Annotated in this window: 15 protein-coding genes; 4 read left to right on the plus strand and 11 right to left on the minus strand. The window is 58.2% G+C overall.

Translation table 11 applies throughout. From position 1 onward, the window contains the following. Positions 1-333 precede the first annotated feature (333 nt). On the plus strand, positions 334-768 hold the full coding sequence (locus HMPREF2888_RS05760) for a ParA family protein (RefSeq protein WP_239239156.1): 435 nt from the start codon (positions 334-336) through the stop codon (positions 766-768). Between the two features lie 171 nt (positions 769-939). Further along, entirely contained in the window at positions 940-1,176 is a 237-nt protein-coding gene (locus HMPREF2888_RS05765; RefSeq protein ID WP_070456048.1) for a peptide transporter, read from the plus strand. A gap of 80 nt (positions 1,177-1,256) precedes the next feature. Here the strand turns inward: HMPREF2888_RS05765 and HMPREF2888_RS05770 are convergent, their stop codons facing one another. The 3 genes from HMPREF2888_RS05770 to HMPREF2888_RS05780 all read right to left on the minus strand — a co-directional run bounded on the left by HMPREF2888_RS05770 (position 1,257) and on the right by HMPREF2888_RS05780 (position 6,036). Then, the gene (locus tag HMPREF2888_RS05770) at positions 1,257-2,960 is read right to left on the minus strand and encodes a hypothetical protein (RefSeq protein WP_239239159.1); all 1,704 of its coding nucleotides are present in this window, start codon (positions 2,958-2,960) and stop codon (positions 1,257-1,259) included. 224 nt (positions 2,961-3,184) lie between these two features. Continuing rightward, positions 3,185-4,687, minus strand: a complete 1,503-nt coding sequence (locus tag HMPREF2888_RS05775; protein ID WP_070518501.1) for a recombinase family protein — start codon at positions 4,685-4,687, stop codon at positions 3,185-3,187. Next, the gene (locus tag HMPREF2888_RS05780; RefSeq protein ID WP_070518503.1) at positions 4,666-6,036 is read right to left on the minus strand and encodes a hypothetical protein; all 1,371 of its coding nucleotides are present in this window, start codon (positions 6,034-6,036) and stop codon (positions 4,666-4,668) included. Before HMPREF2888_RS05780 ends, HMPREF2888_RS05775 begins: the two co-directional genes overlap by 22 nt. 239 nt (positions 6,037-6,275) lie before the next feature. Here HMPREF2888_RS05780 and eccD point away from each other — a divergent pair, with 239 nt between their 5' ends. After that, the gene (gene eccD, locus HMPREF2888_RS05785) at positions 6,276-7,679 is read left to right on the plus strand and encodes a type VII secretion integral membrane protein EccD (RefSeq protein ID WP_070497829.1); all 1,404 of its coding nucleotides are present in this window, start codon (positions 6,276-6,278) and stop codon (positions 7,677-7,679) included. Positions 7,680-7,686: 7 nt separating this feature from the next. Then, positions 7,687-8,901 (plus strand): S8 family serine peptidase, encoded by a 1,215-nt coding sequence (locus HMPREF2888_RS05790; protein WP_070497803.1) that lies wholly within the window; start codon positions 7,687-7,689, stop codon positions 8,899-8,901. Positions 8,902-8,919: 18 nt separating this feature from the next. On the opposite strand, the gene eccB is transcribed toward HMPREF2888_RS05790, so the two are convergent. The 8 genes from eccB to rpsM form a co-directional block, all read right to left on the minus strand. Then, entirely contained in the window at positions 8,920-10,230 is a 1,311-nt protein-coding gene (gene eccB, locus HMPREF2888_RS05795; RefSeq protein WP_070497801.1) for a type VII secretion protein EccB, read from the minus strand. A gap of 67 nt (positions 10,231-10,297) precedes the next feature. Continuing rightward, positions 10,298-11,146: a tRNA pseudouridine(38-40) synthase TruA gene (gene truA / locus HMPREF2888_RS05800; RefSeq protein WP_070518504.1), complete on the minus strand. Its 849-nt coding sequence runs from the start codon at positions 11,144-11,146 to the stop codon at positions 10,298-10,300. A 6-nt stretch (positions 11,147-11,152) separates the two neighbouring features. Continuing rightward, positions 11,153-11,965, minus strand: a complete 813-nt coding sequence (locus HMPREF2888_RS05805) for a trimeric intracellular cation channel family protein (RefSeq protein WP_061920572.1) — start codon at positions 11,963-11,965, stop codon at positions 11,153-11,155. 178 nt (positions 11,966-12,143) lie between these two features. Beyond that, on the minus strand, positions 12,144-12,629 hold the full coding sequence (gene rplQ / locus HMPREF2888_RS05810; RefSeq protein ID WP_061920571.1) for a 50S ribosomal protein L17: 486 nt from the start codon (positions 12,627-12,629) through the stop codon (positions 12,144-12,146). A 73-nt stretch (positions 12,630-12,702) separates the two neighbouring features. After that, a complete protein-coding gene (locus HMPREF2888_RS05815; RefSeq protein WP_061920569.1) occupies positions 12,703-13,713 on the minus strand; it encodes a DNA-directed RNA polymerase subunit alpha in 1,011 nt (336 codons plus the stop codon). A gap of 114 nt (positions 13,714-13,827) precedes the next feature. Further along, positions 13,828-14,433, minus strand: coding sequence for a 30S ribosomal protein S4 (gene rpsD / locus HMPREF2888_RS05820; protein WP_061920567.1), 606 nt, complete (start codon positions 14,431-14,433; stop codon positions 13,828-13,830). 21 nt (positions 14,434-14,454) lie between these two features. Continuing rightward, positions 14,455-14,859 (minus strand): 30S ribosomal protein S11, encoded by a 405-nt coding sequence (gene rpsK, locus HMPREF2888_RS05825; protein ID WP_034656521.1) that lies wholly within the window; start codon positions 14,857-14,859, stop codon positions 14,455-14,457. Between the two features lie 3 nt (positions 14,860-14,862). After that, positions 14,863-15,231 carry a 30S ribosomal protein S13 gene (rpsM, locus tag HMPREF2888_RS05830; RefSeq protein WP_034656519.1) on the minus strand — a complete coding sequence of 123 codons (369 nt, stop codon included), beginning with the start codon at positions 15,229-15,231 and terminating at the stop codon, positions 14,863-14,865. Between the last annotated feature and the right edge of the window lie 28 nt (positions 15,232-15,259).

The raw sequence follows: 15,259 nt of genomic DNA on the forward strand, positions 1-15,259 counted from the left end.
CCCAGTGCTTCTCGTCGTTGGAAGCACTGGGGAGAAGCCACCTGCGGGGTGCAGGAGTCGTGGCTTTTTGTTTTCCTTCCGTCCGGCTATGCGCCGGGGGAAGCGCATTGCGGACACCCAAAACTATACCGCCTTCACGCGCGCCCGCAACCGAAACATCTTCCAGTAGGTGCTTAGCGGCTAAACTTTGAAGTATGCGCATATCTGTATATGTGCATGCAGAGAGTCCCTTTTAGGTTAACTGCTATCAGTGACCATCGACCACATAGCATGATATACACACATGCGCATGTCGCTACTTAGATAAAATATCCCTGAAGCTATTCTTGCGTCATGACTCGAGTAATTTCCGTGATTCAGTCGAAGGGCGGGACAGGGAAGACCACACTTTCAGTGATGCTCGCAGAGGCAATTCGGCAGATGGGGTATACCGTTGCAATCGCAGACGGCGATCCCCAGCAATCTGCTACCCGATGGGCAACCAAAGTGAAGGATTTTCCATTTCCTATCGAATCTGTCCACAGCTCAAGTGATTTCTCTGGAGTTGTCAGAAAGGGGAACAATCCGGACTTTCTTATAGTCGATACCCCTCCAGGTGGTTTAGCTTTCATAACCGAAAGCGCCGAGGCTGCCGATTTAGTCCTTCTTCCCACTGGTGTTTCCCCGATGGATATTGATCGAACTCAGGTAACGCTTTCTTGGCTAATAGAAATGGGGACACCAACAGCAGTTGTTCTGTCGAATGTCGACAGGAGGGAAAACTTCTAGATGAAGTCCATGCCGAGCTGGAGGGTGATGAGACTGCAGCGCTTGCTGAAACAGTCATCCCAACTAGGGCGGCTACACGGCGTGCCTTCGAAACAAGGCCCAGCAGTACGAAGGTGTGGGATTCTTTGGCCCGAGAAGTAATCGCAGCATTTGAGGAGTAAGGGGTAAACGATGGCAATTCCAAAGGCTAAGAATAAGGCACGGGAAGAATCACCTGGAAATAGGTCGGAGAGCTCGCCCTCAACAAAGATGTTCGCTCAAGCTAATGATAAAGCGACACGTCTTCAGTTGTACGTCCGTGATCGACAATTGATTAAAGAACTCAAACTCGCTGCAGTGGAAGAAGAGAAGAGCATCTCCCAACTTTTTGAAGAGTGGGCAACACGATGGCTCGAAGAAAGAAGCTGATTAACTGGTGTATATACCTACACACATGTGTATGTAGGTATATACATTTATTCCTTCTAGCGCTCTGACCTCGCTGTTTTCTAAAGCTCTGGGCCTTGTTCTTCTTCAAGCTCATCAGCGGGTGCTTGTTCGTCGGTAGTGTCGCTGTCGCTGGTAACACTTTGCTGCTCTCCACCTAGGCCGAGGCTGGCGAGGAAGTCGAGGCTTGCTCGCGCACCTTCGTTCAGTCCGCTGGTGTCTTCGTCTTGAGTGTTGTCGGCGTTTTCCTCTTCTGGTGTGGTCTCGGGTGCAGGTTGCTCTTCCCCTACGGTGTTCTGGACGGCGGTGTCTTGCTCATCGTGGTGAGTCTCGTCATTGTCTGGTTCGTAGGCAGCAGCAATGGTTTCTGCGACCATGTCGCGGATTGCCTCTTGTGCTGGCTCGTCTAAGCCCAGGCGGCGTAGTTCATAGGTGCGTTGTGCGGCAAGTAGGTTGACTTCATCAGCGATGTAGCCTGCATGGTCGGCAACATCGTTGGGGACTTCCTCTGCGCGCAAGCGTGTGGCGATGTCTGCGCGGTCAGCCCAGTCCGTCTTCTCTCGGCGAATCGAATCGAGGCGTTGTTGAAGATTGTGGGCGTGCTCGCTGTCGTGTTGTGCGGCAGCGTTTAGGCGCTTGTCCCATTCTTCTGTGTCGTCGGCGCGGTAGCAGATTTCATCCCACAGACCTGTCTCCGGCAAGCTACATCCGGCCTCTTCAATAGCTTGCTGAGCTAGGCTGCGGCGCTGTTGCGCCTGTTCAAGACGCTTATGTGCATGGTCTATGCGCTGTTGGTACGTGCCATAGCCTGCAGCGTCATGGTCGTAAGCCCGCTCGGCTACCGGGCGGGTGTAGTCCTCTTTAAGCAGGCGTTGGTGCTCAATGTCTGCCATGGCCTGCTCGTAGGCGCGAATGCGCCCAGCATCAAGGCATATCTGCTGGTAGTCGGCCTGTACCTCGTTGAGGGCTGCGTCTTTGTCCTCGTGTAGGCGAGTAGTAATACTTGCCTCCTGCCAAGTCAGCGACTCGACCTTCGAGCGGGCAAAGCGTGCGTGCTCTGCCAGCACAGTTTGGTTGAGCTGGTTGAGGTTTCCTTCCTTTCCAGTAAGGCGAGCAGTTTCCGCGCGGTCGTAAGGGTTGTGGGTGCGCAGCCACGTATCGAGTTCTATATCTGTCTGACCAGATACAGGAGGCAATTGGTTGCGCTTTCCGGTATCGCGCAGGCGGAGCTGTTCATCTAGACGGTAGCGGATAAGACGTGCCGGATCGTGGGCGTTGTCAATATTGCGGGTAGCAGCGTCCATGACGGTGCGCGGATCAATGCCCGCGTCAATGAGTTTCGCCCAACCGTGGCGGATTGGTTCTGCGCCGTCGTTACTGGTTTCAATCTTTCGGGCAAGGTCGCCGGGTAGGGTGTCGATCCAGTCGGGGAGGTAGGAGTCGATGAAGTCGTTGGTGGCTTCGTCTTTGCCCATAAGCCACAGGCCCATCATGCGATCGGGTGAGGTTTGCTCGTCTACAACTTCGGCGATGACCTCACGTGCGGCCTTCGGGGTGGTATCGCGCGAAATTGCCTTATTAAAGACGTCCCTAGTACTTGGGGTGTGGTCTATGCCTTGGTAGTGGTAGTAGCCTTCCTCAGCAAGTTCATCTAGCTGATGTTCGGTGACAGCATAGATGTGGTTGGCGATTTTACCGCGTGTCAGCGCCACATACAGCCCGGCCCCATCGACGTGGTGGTCGATAACGGCGCGGGTACAGTCCACGGTGCTGCGCTGGGCGCGGTGGACGGTAGCAGCGTAACCCCATTAAGAAATTAACAATATCGGACAGTTAAGATATTCCTTCCAGCGCTCGACATGCGAGGCTGCGAGAGTTGTGTCTAATTTTTCCCAAAACGCTACGGTTGAGCAGTGCCGCCCCCGAGGAGCATGGACAGATTGGTTGCCAGCTCTCGCAGCACTCCCTCGTAGAAGCGCTTCACAGACAGCTACTGTAGCCAGGTGATCTTCACACGGTACGGGTCGAATTTCTTAGCGCCAGGCTTGCCAGGCAGGATGTGAATTTCCATTAGCAGCCGAGTCAGCCGTCGCTTATCCTCAACAGAGGCACCGCCCCACCATTTGGCAAAGTCCGGCACGTCGGCAAGTTCTACAGCAAGGGGGTCAGCAGCATGACTGGTCGTTAGTTCACGCATTTTTCCATCAAGACCTGCAATCTGAGCTTCAATTATCTTTGACATTCGCACGAATGTTGGCATGTCAATCTCTTCATCGATAGCAGAATTTTCAATCTGCTCACGCTTGGCCAACAACGCGTTTCGCCGTCCTGAAAGTTCTAGGAGTCGTTCGGTAAGGGTGTTGTTCTCTGGCGCCAAGGCCTTACGCAAGGCATCCACGGCGTCAGGTTGCTCCATGCGTTTAAGAATGACAGCTTCGATAAGATCATCAACCTCAGCACCGATAGAGACATGGGTACCGCCCGGCTCAGAGCGCTTGCAGGTATAGAAACGACGAGGTTTACCATCCTTGTTCCGCCGACTACGCGAATACATCGGTTCTCCGCAGGTGCAGGTCAGGACAGAAGCGAGGAAATAGCGCGGTGCGTTACCGCTATGTGAGAGCCGCCGCGACGGGTCGCGCAAGATTGCATCGAGCTTTTCACCTGTAACCTCGTCGATAATCGCAGACCAGTTGCCTTTACCAATGATTTTGCGATCTTTAACAAGACGTTTCCCCGTATCCGGGTCAGTTGGGTTGAACGTACTCAAGCCGCGCACGCGTGGGTTGAGTAAAATGTCTCGCAGCGTTGGCGCCGACATAGGCCTGCCTGAAGTCGCAGTAAGACTGCGTGCATGAAAGACCTCGCGCACGGTTTCGCGCAGAGTCTTTCCAGCAATGACCATCGCGGCGGCGTCGAGAATAGCCTTGGCCTCTTCGTCGATGATGGTCTCAGCGTCAGCCTCGTAGCCGAACATACGCCGCCCGCCTGTCTTAGGCCGCCCTGTCCGGGCCCGGTCTTCGTAGGCAGCTCGGATACGTGCAGCACGATCAATAGACTCCTGCTCAGCAATCAGACCAAGAATCACGATAGTGAGCCGCGATGCAGGGTCTGAAGGGTCAATGTTGTAGCCACGGTTCGCTTTGACGGTGACGTTGTGCTTCTCGCACAACTCAAAGAGCGCCAGTGTGTCTTTGGTGCGACGGGTCAGCCTGTCGAGTGCGTAGACGTAAACAACGTCAATCTCGCGGTTCTCGATGGCGTGAATAAGCTTGTTGTAATCAGGGCGAGGGTCGCCAGAGAAGGCGGAGATGTTGTTGTCCACGTAGGTGGCGACCACCTTAGCCTCGTCAGCCTCAGCGTGCTTAGTGGCGAGGTGAATTTGCCGCTTCACACCGGCTTCTTCCTGCTTATCCAACGAAATACGTGCGTAAATCGCCGCACGCTGTGCTGTAGTCGCTGTCATACGCCCTATCGTACCCCAAACCCACATTCCCTATTGCCGCTGCCAGTGGCGCCGATACATAGCCCGTGTGGGCCCATTCCGCCCTGGGCGGATTCTTTCAAATCGAGAAAGACCGGCTGCCCAGCCTCGTCCAAGCCAATCGGCACTTTCAGCCGCTGCTCCCCGGCGCGGCCATGCCACATCCCGCTGGCAGCAAGCTCATCCACATCACGCACCCCGACCAGATCCAGAAGGTCATTTTTGTGCTTGCGAGTCTTAATCCCGCGATAAGAATCTGGCCTGCGAAAGCGCGCTAAATTTCGGGCAAGCAATAAAACATCGGGCGCCGAAACCGTGTCCGGCACACCGAGAACTTCCTCCCCGGCGGCGGTTACTACCTGTAGCTTTTCATCGACCACCAAGAAGATGCCGTCTTCTTCGGCCCTTTGACCAAGCGGCGTAAAGCGTTGCACTCCTACACAGATATAGGCCGTTATTTCCTCTTCTGCCCAAAGGTCCTCATGCGGTGGGATTGCGGTGGCGTCGACAAGCACGATACGAAAGCGCGCCTTTTTCGGCGCGCGTGCATGGGGCAACCACTTCACCCATTCCCACTGCCCACCGGCCTGCGGATAAACCTCAATTCCCAGCGTTTCCGGGCCATGCGCCACTGCCAAATGCGCCACCATAGCGCGCGCTACCCCAGCGGCATTTTCCCCGCTAAGCCCCAGGTAATTGAAAGCCTGAATCTGTATGACCACCGGCATCTGCGCCAAGGTGCGCAAAGCATTGACCGTATGGCGCACGCTGACCGCACAGACTGGGTCAAGGTCTTCCGTAGCTCCTGAGTCCGGTACGTTGATAGGCACACACAGCGACATCGGGCCAGTTCCCACCCGCACCTCCAATGCATCCGGGGCATCGGCATTGCGCTCCCACATCCGGTAGCTTCCCACCAACGCCGCGACCTGAGCCGGCGCCGGGTTGCGATGTTCCTCATGCGCGCGCTGCGCGGCAGAGACCTCAAGAACCTTCTCCCGCAGCGCTTTCAAATGCCGCAAGTAAGTCCGCCGCGTCTCATCCGGATCCTGGGAGCCACCCTGCGGATTTATCATCATGAACACAGAGGCCAGCATCATGAGTGGGAACATCAAGCTCATCGGGCTAATGCGGCGGCTAGGCCCTGCTCCCAACACCATGAGCGCGACCATGCCCAGCATCGCAGCCACCATGACAATCGGCATGAGCAGCCTAATCAGCGGCACAGGCTGCGGGCGTACGGCCTCCGGAACTGGCTCTGCATCAATGCCTGCCTGCGGAAGCGGCGGAGCCGGCTCGCGAAGTGCGCTGTCTAAAGGTTCGACAGTTTTCTCGCGCGAAAGCCCAAGAATGGACATAATTCCCCCCAAAAAATCCCTCCGATTTTTGTGCCGCGCCCACCCGCTTTTCCTGCTTATCTAAACCACGAGGCAGCACCCCCAGCTACCTTCGTGGCTAAACACGCAGACACCAAAATGCTGACTGCGGTGGACACGTTGCCACTAGTAAGCCACAATGTGTGCCTATAGGCAAGGGGGAGAAGGCAAAAGCCAATGATTTTGGCGCCTTCAGGATTCTCGGGGGAGGATTTTTGCACATGAAACATGCGCCAAGCATTGCGCCCACACAATCTGTGCGGCTTACGGTTCGTTTCAACATCGGTGAATTCCGCAAAGAGGCTGACGTTTGTTTGCCCTTAAACGTCAGTATCGGGGAGGCATTGGGCGAGCTTTTGCTGCTTGCCGACGCCCCTATTTTCACCGTCCCGCTCCAAGCCAGCACCGCTGGTGGAAAGACCATTGCGCTCAGCACGGCTCTGGAGCGCACGCCACTGCACGATGGCAGTCTGCTTCTCATCGAGCAAGTCACTGACAAGCCTGCGCCCATCGTGCGCGATGCGGCAGAAGCACTTGCACACGATGCCGCCGATGCTAAACCCGCGCGCACTGCCACGCTGTGGGCAAGTTGTGGTTTGCTCGGCGCCAGCTGCATCATCGCGGCGCTCGCGGGTCTCGCAGCGGCGGCAGCGGCGTGTGCCCTTGGCGCATTCGCCCTCGCGCTATGGACGCGTTCGACGCTTATAACGAGCCTTTTCATCCTTGCTGCTAGCGCAGCGGGCTGGCTGTTTGTTGCGCCCGCGCAAGATGAAATGCCGTGGGGAATATGGGCCGCCTGCGCCGGCGCACTTCTTGCTTTATGTGCCTGCCATATGGCGCGACTCGGCGGAACCCGACTGGCCATGTTGACCATCTCCGCCGCGATACTTTTCGCAGTTGGCGCGGCCGGCAGCTATCTACCCGGCGCGCAGTCCGCCGGACTCGCTGGTCCCACAGCCCCCGAGGTTGTACCTGCTGCCGGTGCTGCCTGTTTGTTGCTGGCCATGGTCTTTGTCTTGGCGAACGCCGCCTCACTGTCTACTCACCTAGCCGGGCTCAAGGTCCCGCAACTTCCCACCGCTGGGCAAAGCCTCAACGTCTCCGACTCGGTACAAAGCGACGTCGATGCGCGGGCACAGCGCGCCGGGCTTGCATATGAGGGCATCTGCATCGGCGCAGCCATCGCCGGCATTCCCAGCCTCATGGTTGTAGCAGGAATGCCGTTGAGCCGTTCGGACGCCGTAGCCGCATTATTCGCACAGCTTTTATGCCTGGCCTTAGCCGGTGCCACGGTATTGCATTCCGTGCGGCACGCCCGGGTGGTCTCCAGTTGGGCGCTTTCCACGTGTGCGCTGGCGGCCGGTACCGCCGCTGTGGTGCTTGTGGGACGGGGTTGGCAAGAGCTTGCTCATCCAGCTCCGTGGAGCCTGTGGGTGATGAGCGTGCTTGGGTTCATCATTGTGGCGGCGATGGCCTCTACCCCGCTGTGGTCGCACAAGATTGCAGCGGCTGAGCCCACCACGATTGCCTGGTACGAACGCGCCGAAACCATCGCGGTGGCCGCGTGCTTGCCGCTCGCCGCGCATGTGGCAGGCCTGTTCTTCCTCATCCGCGGACTGGGATAGGCCCAACATGGTGAACTCAAAAGTCGTCCAGAAAAGGCTCGCCGCATTACTGCTAGCGGGATTTCCCTCGGCAGCAGCAATTTCTGCATTTACCGCGCCGACCCTAGCGTCGGCGCGTGAACCCGACGTCGCCTGTGCACAGCCGATTGCGGCAGCGCAGTCACCGCATACCTCAGCGGAGCAAAGCGCGTATCGGGCGCGGTTGCATTCCTTTGCCACTGGCGAGGGAATCAAAGTTGCCGTCATCGATACTGGTGTCAGCCCACACCCGCAGCTGCGCGCTTTGCGCGGCGTGGATGACTTTGTCACGCCCGAAGAACCAGATCCTTTGCGGGACTGCGATGTACATGGCACCGCGGTTGCAGGCGTCATCGCAGGCTATGACATCGGCATTGCGCCGCGGGCCGAGATTTTATCCATCCGGCAAACCAGCGCGCACTATCGGCACCGCGCTGCTGACTCAGAAAGTACCTCCGGCACGCTGGAGACTTTGGCCGCCGCATTAAACCGCGCCTTGGATGAACAGGCCAAGGTCATTAACATCTCGGTGGTTTCCTGCGTTCCAAGCGACGCCGCCGACCGCGTCGACACCCACGATCTCAACGCCGCGCTCCAACGCGCAGAGCACGAAGGAACGGTCATAGTTGCGGCATCGGGCAATGCTTCTTCCGATGGATGCACCAAGGAAGACACCGTCTATCCAGCACAAGCGGATACCGTTCTCGCAGTGGGCGCGCTTTCTACCGCGCACGAGGTCGCGGACTATTCCATTCCTGCCCGCAATGGAGCGCCAGAGCTAAGCGCCGAAGGCCACGTCCCGCTCGCCCTAGCACCGGGTAATCAATGGGCAAAAGCCAAAACCACCGACGGCAAGCAGGCTGCTGAGTTCCACGGTACTTCTTTTGCAGCGCCAGTGGTCACGGGAACCGTGGCGCTACTCGCCCAACGCTATCCGCACGATTCAGCGGCACAGCTGCGCGAGCGTATCTATGCCGCCGCCGAGCCAGGCCACGGCTTCATCGATCCGCTGCAAGCCCTTACCTTTCACCGGGCACAAGACAATGACAAAAACGCTGAGGCAGAAGACGAAGAAAAGACAGTCACCGTCTATCCAGCTGCCGTGCATCGCAGCCAGGCACCAACCCGGCTTATGACTTTGCTTGGCCTGCTCGGCCTTGCTGGCGTGATCGCCGCAACGCTACGGCGCGCCAAGCAGCACTAGGAATTAAAAGCCGGCGCTCTACTCGGTTCCCTCATCGCTGCCCTGGCTCGCCAAGGCGCTTTCGCGGTCTAGAGGAGAGCCCTCCGGCAGCAACCGCAAGATTTCCCACGGGACTTTTGCCTGCGTGGTCGTGCCCAGCGCTTCGACCAGTGCACCTTGTGCCACAGAGTGCCTGATACCCGTCGCCGAAACCACATGGAAACCGTGACCGCTGTCTACTCCTACCCCGCCGGCTTCCAAGCCAGCGAACCGATCAGCAGTGGCCTTGCCGGCAATAGAGACAGTTGCCTCAACCGCGGGGCTCAAGACCGTTGCGCCCAGCTCATCCGCGCAGAGCCAACCACGACCTGGAGACAGGAAATCATATGAATTGGCGGGCAGGTTGAAGGGTAACGCGGCGTCGGAAAGCGCGGCGACTTCGGCGCCATCGACCGATTCGCGCGAGGCGCCCATGCCTGCCAGCATCTCTGCCTGCGTAGGAGTAATCGAGGCCACGCTCTGCTCATCGCCTGCGCCTACGCGCACCCACAGATCATCGCCGGTGTCTAAAATCTGCGGGGTTTGCTCAGGAAAGCGCAGCGGCGGAAGCTCCGCGTAGGCATTCAGCAGATCCTCCGGGATCTGCCACACATAGGAATCATCGCGCACGCCAATGCCGCGGCGTAGCACGCGGCCCTGCGTCGAGGCAGCAGAAGGCAGCTCTACGCGCCCTGCCGAAGTCAATAGCCATTCCTTGCCACCTGTGGAAACCAACGCCGCCTCCGCACTGCGGAGGTGCTCAACCTTGGCGTTGGCCAGTACCACAGTCTCCCCGGGCCGGCTGCCTTCCCCATCAATCGTGGTGGGATTTTCTTTGTCCTCGTCAGCTGCGGCCGCATAACAGGCCGCCCAGCCTTGTGCCGGGGTTGCAGGATCGGCCAAGTAATCTGGGGCATCGGCAATTCCTAGCGGAGTGCCAAGCCGCGCATTGCTCAAGAACTCATTGCCCATGGCCTGGGGCGCCGCCGGCTCTCCCGCGATAAGGCGCGCGGAGGCCAAATTGCTCACCGGATGATAGGACTCATTAACCAGAACGAAAAGCTGGCCTTCCTGCGAGCGCACGATGGGTGCATCGCCCGGATTGGGATTGGGCTGGAGCCACGCGAGCATTCCCGAGCCGATAGCCAGAAACGACACTGCGATGATCCCAAAGATGAGGGCGCGGCGCCGGCTCGCTAAAGGATCATGAATCATGCGAATATCGCCAAGTACCAGGCCATGCTCCACGCGGCGCTGCAAAAATTTATGCCCGGATACCTGTGCTTTCGTCGTCGGCATTGGACGTGACATGCAGAATTTCCCCCCTCAAACAAGGCAGCACCCCTACTGCCCTAGTTTTGTCATTCCACGCGTTAGCTTAACCCAGCGAAAGCTCATCCGCAGTGCGACGGTCACGGGTCTGCGCAGCACGCGCCGCCAAATCAGCATCTGCCGGATAGTCCACCTGGACCAGGCTAAGCCCCTTTGCCGGCGCTAGCGGAATGTGGGAAGAACGGGAGTTCAAAGCGAGCATCTCCGCGGCAAAGTCGATTCCCCGGGAGCCCTCGCCTACCCGCAAGCAGCAACCCACGAGTGAGCGAACCATCGACCAGCAAAAGGCGTCGGCGCCCACGCGGGCTTCATAAAGCTGCGGCTCGCTCGGGGTAGATACATCGACCCACTCAAAAGACAAAAGGTCGCGAATTGTCGTGGCATGCGGCTTTGCCTTACAAAAGGCGGCGAAGTCATGCAAGCCAACTAACTGCTCCGCGGCTTGCTGCATTGCCTCGATGTCCACCGCCTTCGGCCAGACCGCAGTGTCGCGGGCGCGCGTCGGCAATGCCCCGCGCGGATGCGTCGTGATGCGGTAAACGTAGTGGCGCTCAAGGGCCGAAAAGCGCGCGTCAAAGCCCTCTGGTGCTTGCTGGCAGTCATGTACGCGAACGTCTTCCGGAAGGAGCTTCGCTAGGCGACGCACGAGCTTTACCGGGTCCCCATCAATCGATCGCTGCTCGAGTGCACTAGCTGGAATGTCGAAGTGCGCGACCTGGCCTGCCGCATGCACACTGGCATCCGTGCGCCCTGCCACGGTCAGTTCGACCTCATGGCGCAGGATCATCGAAAGATTGTCTTCGAGAACCTGCTGCACCGTACGCAGCTCGCCCTTCTGCCGGGCCCAGCCATGAAAATCCGTGCCGTCATAGGACAGATCGATACGCAGACGCATGCTTAATTAACTCCCTTGTCCAGGGCCATCACTGTTGAGATCCCAGTCTTGTTTATTGCGCGTCATGCGCAAGCGCATCGGCGGGCGCAGCTTGCTCATCGCGACGTAGCTAGCCCGATCTAAGTGCAGGGTCCGCTTTGCCTTTCGCGCACCCGCTTTGACCATGCGCGCAGATAGGCGAATTCGCGGGTCGATGGGCTGATCTGCGCCTCTGTATTCGAAAACCGGCAGCCCCTTGCCGTAATACATCGACGCGATGCGCGCCAAGAAGGCAACGACAACGGTGATGATCGCGGCGTTGTGCTCACCAACATCAACGTGAAGCAGGCCCATGTAGACGCAGACCGCGAGCAGCGAAATCGAGGCGTAGAACTCGCCAGAAAATACGAGCGGGACGCGGTCCGAAAGCAGGTCACGCAGGATGCCGCCAAAGACACCGGTGATTACTGCCGCTGTTGCTGCAATCAAGAAACCATGGCCCAAATGCAAAGCCTTCTGGGCGCCGAGCACGCTGAATACAGCAAGGCCTAGGGCGTCGAGAAGCAAGAAAAGGTGCCTAAAGTAGTGCATCAAAAATGACATGGACACCGTGACAATCGATGCGGCGAGCACCACTAGGAGATACATCGGCTCGCCCACCCAGGTCAAGGGATAAGCACCCAAGACAATGTCACGCACCGTTCCGCCGCCTAGAGCAGTAATCGACGCTATGAGCATCACGCCAAACAGATCTAGCTTCTGCCGGCCCGCAGAAAGGGCGGCGGTCATCGACTCAGCGGTAATGCCGATGACGTACAGAACGGAAAACAGTGGAGTCATTTCGAGAGATTTGGGACCTTTCTGCAGTATTAGGAGTATTAGGGTTGTTGCATTTTAGCGACTGCCCAGTTTAACAAAGCCGAATACGGCAAAAGCCGCACCCCTTGCCAGTCTCCCCCAACTCTAACGGGCTGGAAAAGATGGCGCGGCGGTGCGGCCTTTTAAGGATTAGGCAGAACTACTCTGCGGACTCCTCGGAGGAAGCCTCGGTGTTTTCTGCCTGTGCTTCCTCAGCCTTAGCTTCTTCAGCCTCAGCCTGCTTGGAAGCGGCTGCGCGGGTAGCGCGGGTTGCCTCGGAGGTCACGGTCTCCTCGAGAACGAGGGAGATCTGGGACATCGGGGCGTTGTCGCCGGTACGGTTCTCCAGCTTGATGGTGCGGGTGTAGCCGCCCTCACGGCCTTCGAACTTCGGGCCCAGCTCGTCGAACAGGTGCGCAACAACATCCTTGTGCGGGATGAGCTTCAGCACTGCGCGGCGGTCAGCAAGGGTGCCGGACTTAGCCTTGGTGATGATCTTCTCAGCGTAAGGACGAAGCATCTTCGCCTTAGCATCGGTGGTCTTGATTGCGCCGTGCTCGAACAGGCTAGCAGCCAGGTTGCTCAGCAGGTGAGCCTGCTGGGTAGCGGAGCCGCCGAGACGGGCACCCTTCTTAGGGGTTGGCATTATGTACTCCTCGTGTGCGGATAAAGTGAGCGCGCGGCGAGCATAAGCTCGGGCCGCAGGTCAGTGTGGTGCTTTACTCGGAATCGTCCGCAGACGGATCCTTGAAGTCACCGGTTTCTGCGTCGTAACCCTCAAGCTGGGTTGGGTCGAAGTCCTCAGGGGTGTCCTTGAGAGCCAGGCCCAGGTTAGCCAGCTTGATCTTTACCTCGTTAATCGACTTCTGGCCGAAGTTGCGGATATCCAGCAGGTCCGACTCGGTGCACTCTGCGAGCTCACCAACGGTGTGGATCTCCTGACGCTTCAGGCAGTTGTAGGAACGAACGGAGAAGTTCAGGTCCTCGATAGGCATGCTGTAGGCCGCGATGTACTCCGTCTCCTGCGGGGACGGGCCAATCTCGATGCCCTCAGCAGCATTGTTCAGCTCGCGAGCCAGGCCGAAGAGTTCGACCAGGGTGCCGCCGGCGGAAGCCAGGGCGTCGCGGGCAGAAATCGAGTTCTTGGTTTCGACGTCGATGATCAGCTTGTCAAAGTCGGTGCGCTGCTCAACACGAGTTGCCTCGACCTTGTAAGAGACCTGCAGAACCGGGGAGTAAATCTGGTCAACCGGAATGCGTCCGATTTCACCAGAGGTCGGTGCTGCTGGAACGTAGCCGCGGCCACGCTCGACGACGAGCTCCATGTCCAGCTTGGCGGTGTCGTTCAGGGATGCGATGTGCAGATCCGGGTTGTGGATCTCCACGCCAGCCGGCGGCTGGATATCGCCCGCGGTAACAACACCTGGGCCTTCCTTGCTCAGGTACATAACAACCGGCTCGTCAGAGTCGGAGGACAGAACCAAGCCCTTGATGTTGAGGATGATCTCAGAGACGTCTTCCTTCACACCGTTGATGGTGGTGAACTCGTGGAGAACACCATCGATCTTGATGGAAGTTACTGCTGCACCCGGGATGGAGGACAGCAGGGTACGACGAAGGGAGTTACCGAGGGTGTAACCAAAGCCCGGCTCGAGCGGTTCGATGACGAACTTGGAACGAGACGGCTCGATGAATTCCTCGGTGAGCTGAGGACGCTGGGAAATGAGCATTGAATATCTCCTTGTCGACGCCCGCTATTTGACGTCGGTAGAAGGGGTAAAGATTGAGGTTTCGAAGATTCACTCTTCTCCGAATGCCACAAACGGGGCACTCGGTTACTAAGTTTACTTCGAGTAAAGCTCGACGATGAGCTGCTCCTGCAGCGGAACGTCGATCTGAGCGCGCTCGGGCAGCTGGTGCACGAGGATGCGCAGGGTCTCAGGAACAACCTGCAGCCATGCCGGTACGTTGGCATCGACCAGGCGGTCCTGAGCGTCTTCGAACCATTCCATCTTCTGGGAACGCTCACGAACATCGATGATGTCGTACTGCGAAACCTGGAAGGAAGGAACGTTGATCTTCTTGCCGTTCACGGTGAAGTGACCGTGGGAGACAAGCTGGCGAGCCTGGCGACGGGTGTTTGCCAGGCCAGCGCGGTAGACGACGTTGTCGAGGCGGGACTCGAGCAGAACGACCAGGTTGTCACCGGTCTTGCCCGGGCGGCGGTTAGCCTCGGCGTAGTAACGACGGAACTGACGCTCAAGAACACCGTAGGTGTACTTAGCCTTCTGCTTCTCCTGCAGCTGCAGCAAGTACTCGGATTCCTTGATGCGGTTGCGGCCAGCTTGTCCCGGTGGGTACGGGCGGCGCTCGAATGCCATGTCGCCGCCGACCAAGTCGACGCGCAGACGGCGGGATACGCGGGTAGCGGGGCCAGTGTAACGAGCCATTTTCTTACCTCTTCCTTTCCCTTAAACCTTGCGGCGCTTGGTTGGACGGCAGCCGTTGTGCGGCTGTGGGGTTGCATCCGTGATCGAGGAAACCTCGAGGCCTGCAGCCTGCAGGGAACGGATGGCGGTCTCGCGGCCGGAGCCCGGACCCTTAACAAATACGTCGACCTTCTTCATGCCGTGCTCCATTGCCTTACGAGCAGCGTTCTCAGCAGCCATTTGTGCAGCGAACGGAGTGGACTTACGGGAACCCTTGAAGCCAACGTGGCCGGAGGATGCCCAAGAGATAACAGCACCGGACGGGTCAGTGATAGACACGATGGTGTTGTTGAAGGTGGACTTGATGTAAGCGTGGCCTGCGGCCACATTCTTCTTTACGACGCGACGGCCAGTACGACGCGCGCCGGAGCGAGTCTTTGGAGGCATGAATTACTTCTTCTTTCCTGCGATCGTCTTCTTCGGGCCCTTGCGGGTACGAGCGTTGGTCTTGGTGCGCTGACCACGAACCGGCAGGCCACGACGGTGGCGAATGCCCTGGTAGCAACCAATTTCAATCTTGCGACGGATGTCAGCCTGAACCTGGCGGCGGAGGTCACCCTCGACCTTCCAGGTAGCTTCGATTACGTCACGCAGCGCCGACAGCTGATCATCGTCGAGGTTGTCGGTGCGCAGGTCAGGAGAAATGCCAGTCTTTTCCAGCAATTCCTTGGCACGGGTTGGACCGATGCCGTAGATGTAGGTGAGAGCGACCTCCATACGCTTGTTGCGTGGAAGGTCAACACCAGCTAGACGTGCCATGTGGCGTGTCCTTTCGGGTTGTTACGAT

The sequence above is a fragment of the Corynebacterium sp. HMSC077D03 genome, from assembly GCF_001808545.1.
Taxonomy (GTDB): domain Bacteria; phylum Actinomycetota; class Actinomycetes; order Mycobacteriales; family Mycobacteriaceae; genus Corynebacterium; species Corynebacterium simulans.